This window comes from Cecembia sp. (genome assembly GCF_007126775.1).
GTDB lineage: Bacteria > Bacteroidota > Bacteroidia > Cytophagales > Cyclobacteriaceae > Cecembia.
Genome location: NZ_SLAP01000128.1, coordinates 1 through 5,452, shown reverse-complemented (window position 1 = coordinate 5,452; position 5,452 = coordinate 1). Strand labels below are relative to the sequence as shown.

General features: G+C 41.3%; 6 protein-coding genes. 1 reads left to right on the top strand and 5 read right to left on the bottom strand.

The genetic code is table 11. From position 1 onward, the window contains the following. The 5 genes from QZT73_RS08835 to QZT73_RS08815 form a co-directional block, all read right to left on the bottom strand. Positions 1-696: TonB-dependent receptor (locus tag QZT73_RS08835; RefSeq protein ID WP_291787694.1), on the bottom strand; the 696-nt coding region annotated here is incomplete at its 3' end. 205 nt (positions 697-901) lie between these two features. Next, positions 902-1,873, bottom strand: coding sequence for a MoxR family ATPase (locus QZT73_RS08830; RefSeq protein WP_291777946.1), 972 nt, complete (start codon positions 1,871-1,873; stop codon positions 902-904). A 142-nt stretch (positions 1,874-2,015) separates the two neighbouring features. Next, complete coding sequence (locus tag QZT73_RS08825; RefSeq protein WP_291787692.1) at positions 2,016-2,675, bottom strand: pseudouridine synthase; 660 nt, start codon at positions 2,673-2,675, stop codon at positions 2,016-2,018. Between the two features lie 23 nt (positions 2,676-2,698). Continuing rightward, positions 2,699-3,301, bottom strand: a complete 603-nt coding sequence (locus QZT73_RS08820; protein ID WP_291777952.1) for a nitroreductase — start codon at positions 3,299-3,301, stop codon at positions 2,699-2,701. An 89-nt stretch (positions 3,302-3,390) separates the two neighbouring features. Then, positions 3,391-4,302: a Nif3-like dinuclear metal center hexameric protein gene (locus QZT73_RS08815; protein WP_291787691.1), complete on the bottom strand. Its 912-nt coding sequence runs from the start codon at positions 4,300-4,302 to the stop codon at positions 3,391-3,393. A 128-nt stretch (positions 4,303-4,430) separates the two neighbouring features. Between QZT73_RS08815 and QZT73_RS08810 the strand changes: the two genes are divergently transcribed. Further along, positions 4,431-5,452 (top strand): GMC family oxidoreductase (locus tag QZT73_RS08810; RefSeq protein WP_291787690.1); only part of this gene is annotated, 1,022 nt, incomplete at its 3' end.

Here is a 5,452-nt window from a genome sequence, read left to right as displayed (position 1 = left end):
TTTAATCATGCCTCCTGCGAAATCACCTGGTACTTCAGGAGAAGCCGACTTATAAATAAGCATTCTATCCAGGTTGTCGCTTGGAATCAGGTCAAATGAAAAGGTCCTTTTATCTATTTGTGTGGTTGGAGCTACGGAGTTATTGATCATAACTACATTGTAGCGGTCATCAACGCCACGCACCCGAACAAATTTGTTATCAACAATGCTGACACCTGACACACGCTTCATCACTTGAGCAGCATTTCCATCCTGGGATAAGCGGATTTGTTCGGATGAAATGCCACTGACTATCTGAAGCGAATTTCTAATTTCAGATACAATGGCAATATTAGATCCCGTTTCTCTAGAAGCTACGACAACTACTTCACCCAAGTCTCCCAAATCCTCTTCTAAATTCACATTAAGAACAGTAGCTTTTTCCGCAACTACCAATGTTCCTTCAAACCTTAAGGTTTTGTAAGAAATAAATGATACGATGATGGTGTAGGTTCCTGGTTCAACTCTTGAGATTTCAAAATCTCCATCCAGTCCTGTGGCCACGCCAATTGTAGTTCCTTCAATCCTGACATTGGCGCCAATGATCGTTTCCCCTGTATTCGCATCGCTTACTACTCCGCGGATACTTCCTGATTGGGCCCAGGATAAACTCACCATGATCAAGGCGAGGAAAGTAAATAAGAGTTTCAATTTCATAAAGGTTGATTTTGTACAGCAGCAAATTTTATCTGCACAAAATTCAACACTTAATGTTAATTGAGAGGGTATGAAAAATTATGAATTCATTATCCTGTTGCTTAAAAAATGAAGCGGCCATTACAATTTTTTAATATTGCAATGGCCGTTATAGGTCAATGAACAGTTTCAAAAACCAAAAAGGGTCAAATTTGTATTATTTGGGTTATTTCAATGTTACGGTTTTGTTAATTGGTATTTTATCCAAAAAGATACGGACCAAGTCCCTCGTACTTACATTGTCTGCTTCGGCCTCGTAATTCAAAATGATCCGGTGGTTGAGTACATCTTCCGCCACTGCCTTGATGTCTTCAGGAAGTACATAATCCCTGCCTTCCATATATGCCATCGCCCTTGAAGCAAGGTTCAAATTGATACTTGCTCTTGGTGATACGCCAAACTGTATGTATTTGGCCTCCTCTTTTAGTCCATATTTCTCAGGAAACCTCGTTGCAAATACCAGTTCTATGATATAATTCTCCAAAGGTTCGGCAATTTTCACTTCGTTAATGGCAGACCTGATTTCGAAAATGTCTTCTTTAGACAGAACGGCATTGACTTCTGAGGTAAACTGCATATTAGCCATTCTTCGCATGACCTCCATCTCGTCTTCTTTGGATGGATAATCAATATGAACCTTCATCATAAATCGGTCCACCTGGGCTTCTGGCAATGGGTAGGTTCCCTCTTGGTCGACCGGGTTTTGTGTGGCCAGTACCAAAAAGGGCTTGTCCAATTGAAAGGTAGTTTCCCCAATGGTAACTTGTTTTTCCTGCATGGCCTCCAAAAGAGCAGACTGTACCTTCGCAGGAGAACGGTTCACTTCATCTGCCAAGATAATATTGGCAAAAATGGGACCTTTTTTTACCTCAAAATTAGCTTCTTGCTGGTTGTAAATCATAGTTCCAATCAGGTCTGAGGGCAAAAGGTCAGGGGTAAATTGAATCCTTCTAAAATCGAGATGTAAAACCTTGGCCAAAGTGTTGACGGTAAGGGTTTTAGCCAATCCTGGTACCCCTTCCAATAATATATGTCCGTTGGTAAAAAGGCCTACTAATAATCGGTTGACCATGCGATCCTGGCCTACCACTACTTTCTTGACTTCATCAATTACCTGTTGGATCTTTTCCTGATGCATGAAATATCTTTATTAAAATTGTATCTAAAGGAATACCTTTTGTGCAAGGTACTTAATTGCTAGCCGCCTAAATTAGGAGAAAAAGATCTTTATGCCAATTTCCCGAATTGCTACTTTACAAACGGTAAGGTTTTTTAACAAATTAACGCTTTTTTCTTATTGAAGAATGCGGTCTTGAAGCAGCTGAACCTTGTCGTTTGGTATTCTGGATTTTCCTTTCCGTGACATTCAGCAGATCGTAAACCTCTTCCAAAGTCATTTCCCTGACTTCTCCTACATGAAAACCTTCAATGCTTAGATTTTCCATAGACCACCTCACTAGCCTTAGGGTAGGGAGGCCTACAGATGCAGTCATTTTCCGGACCTGTCTATTTTTGCCCTCAATTAAGGAAAGAGATATCCAGGAATCAGGGACTGATTTTCTGAATCTTATCGGTGGGATTCTTTCCGGTAATTCCGGTTCCTTTTCACAGAGTTTGGCAAATCCCTTTTTCGTCCTGTAGATTTTACCGTCCACATTGATTTCTACACCGCTTTCCAGTCTATGCAGGGCTGCTTGATCAGGTTTGCCCTCTACCTGCACAAAATAACTGCGTTTATGTCCAAAAATGGGATGCAAAAGGTAATTATTCAAAGCCTTGTCATCGGTAATCAAAAGAAGTCCTTCACTGTCTTTATCAAGTCTCCCAACAGGGTAAACCTCTTTTGGGAAGCTCCCCAATTCTTTGAGGGTGTCTTTTTCACCACTGAACTGGCTCAAGATCCCATATGGCTTATAAACAATAAAATACCTGAAAGACATAGACTTTTTGATTTGGTCCTAATTTACTTCACCCAGATAACTTTTTCTCCAATAGGCTTTCTTTTTCCCATTGGCCACCTTTCAGATGCCGGTTTAGCCACATAAAAAAATCCCATGAGCATATCTTCTTCTTCTAATCCAAACCAAATTTTGGCTTCTGGCCAAAAAGTGGGTCCGCCCGTTCCCCAGTAGGCAGCCAAACCATGTGCAGAGGCAGTGAGGTACATGTTTTGCACAGCCATTGCGACAGCAGCGATTTCTTCCATTACAGGAAGATTAGTTTTCAGATCCCTTTTCAATTGTATCGCAATAATATGGGATGCCTTGAGCGGGTTCTCACTGAGTTTCTTGTAGGTGGCTTCTATAAAATTACCATTTTTGGTAGCCCTTTCTTTGTATAGGTTTGCTTGAAATTCGGCAAATTTTTTCAATCCATCTCCTGAAAAGACAGTAAACCTCCATGGTTCGGTAAGTTTATGTGTAGGTGCCCAATTGGCATTCTCCAAAATTTCCTCAATGATGATATCGTCTACCGGATCATTTTCTTTGAATTGTGCTACAAACATGGACCTTCGGCCACGGATAATTTTATTGACTTCCTCTAAATTAAAATCGGGTTGTTCCATAGGTTTGGTTTTTTTTATTCTCTTGGTTCTTTAATGCAAAATCATAAAAAATGGTTTCATTATATCATCAAGGCTTCATTCCAGATTCCTCAGACAAATTGGAAAGGATCTTCGGAGGCGATATAACTGACAGCTGTGGAAGGTATTTTTTTTTGTATCCACTCCGCTGCAAAGGCCATTCCTGCTGCTTCGCTGAGTTCATGACCAAGTACCATCAGGGCAGTATTTTTACCCAATAGCAGTCCATCTCTCACCCGCTCTACAGTTTCCCATTCTCTGGTTTCTCCGGATAATATCAGATCAGGTTGGTATTCCTGTATGGCGGCGATGATCATTTTGCTGTCAATGGCCCCAAAAGCCAGATAAATGCTTTGGCAGGGCTGTGACAGATCTCCAACCAGGCGTACCATGGAAATACCAAATTGTTTTTTGATATGTGCGAGTAAAACTTTTAGGGGTTTTGGCTCAGGTAATTTAAGTAGCCTGGGAGTTAAGGGATTGTAGTAATTTTCCCAACCCAGTTTTCTCAAATTTCCTTCTGCGATGCCATCTGGCTTTCTTCTGTGCCAATAATCGTGAAAGCGCCAAATGGCAATTTGATGTTTCTCAATCAATGCTTTTTTGTACTGAAAAACTTCATCTTCTTCGAGCCAATCGGTCTCATCCTGGTGATTGTAGTACAAGGTCTCATGTGCCACAATCATATTTGCCCCGATTTGTACCGCTTGTTCTATAACGCTAATGGTAGGGAACATGGTACAGACAATTCCGGTAACCTTTTGCTCCATAGTACCGGACCGCAATTGATCAACTGTACGCTCGAAAGGTGCACCTGGAATATCCTCAATGATAATATCAATGACCTCCTTAACTGTCAGGTATTGTCTTCCGGCAAGGTTCTGTCCATAGGAAATAGTTCTTGGTATCAATGCAGCTCCAACTATTCCTGTACCTAATTTTGTTAAAAATTGGCGCCTTTCTTCAGTGATAATCCCTGTCATCGTATTTGGTGTTTTTTTTAATGCGAAATCTCTGGCTTCCTTTTTAGGTTGCAGAAGGTAAAATTAGCTTTTGGGTTTTGTTTACTAAAGCCATATTTCATTATATTGATTGTTCAAATTAAAAAAATATGGCCAATTTTAATATTGATGCAAAACAAAACATGACTTATGATGCCATAGTCATAGGTTCCGGTATCAGCGGAGGCTGGGCAGCCAAAGAGCTTTGTGAAAAGGGCTTAAAAACCTTGGTCTTGGAAAGGGGAAGGTTGGTGGAGCATGTCAAGGATTATCCTACCATGTCCTTGGACCCATGGGATATGGAATATAGAGGTTCCTTGCCACCGGAGTTTCAAGAAAAGCATTATAAAGGAGGCAGGTCTGGTTTTATTGGAGAGGCGAATGAACATTTTCATGCCAATGACCTGGAAAATCCTTATACGGAAGTAAAGCCTTTTATGTGGGTCCGTGCCCATCAGATGGGGGGCAGATCTATTCTTTGGGGAAAGCAATGTTACCGGTGGTCTGACTTGGATTTTGAGGCCAATGCCAAAGATGGTTATGGAGTGGACTGGCCCATTAGATACAGGGATATTGCTCCATGGTACACTTATGTTGAAAAGTTTGCAGGAATCAGTGGAGAGCCATTGGGTTTGCCCCACTTGCCTGACAGCCATTTCCTACCGCCAATGGAACTCAATTGTGTAGAAAAGCATGTTAAAAGCCGGATTGAAAAGGAGTTTCCGGGCAGACACCTGATCATAGGAAGAGCGGCTCATCTTACGGTACCATTAAATGGGAGGGGAAAATGTCAATACCGCAACCGATGTGACCGAGGTTGCCCTTATGGTGCTTATTTTAGCAGTAATGCAGTAACCTTACCAGCAGCAAATGCCACTGGCAACTTGACCATTAGACCTTTTTCTATCGTACAGTCCATTATTTATGATGAGGAAAAAGGGAAAGCAACAGGCGTTAGGATTATAGATGCTGAGACAAGTGAGGTAATGGAGTATTACGCCAAGGTAATTTTCTGTAATGCATCCGCTTTGAGCTCAACTCAGATTTTGTTAAATTCTACTTCCAATCGATTTCCCAATGGCTTGGGAAATGACAGTGGAGAATTGGGGCACAATCTCATGGACCATACCTA

What these genes read in the sequence shown, in the direction of transcription:
- QZT73_RS08830 (WP_291777946.1), bottom strand. Translation starts at nt 1,873, where the DNA reads ATGCATCAGGAAAAGATCCAACAGGTAATTGATGAAGTCAAGAAAGTA.
- QZT73_RS08815 (WP_291787691.1), bottom strand. Translation starts at nt 4,302, where the DNA reads ATGACAGGGATTATCACTGAAGAAAGGCGCCAATTTTTAACAAAATTA.
- QZT73_RS08820 (WP_291777952.1), bottom strand. Translation starts at nt 3,301, where the DNA reads ATGGAACAACCCGATTTTAATTTAGAGGAAGTCAATAAAATTATCCGT.
- QZT73_RS08825 (WP_291787692.1), bottom strand. Translation starts at nt 2,675, where the DNA reads ATGTCTTTCAGGTATTTTATTGTTTATAAGCCATATGGGATCTTGAGC.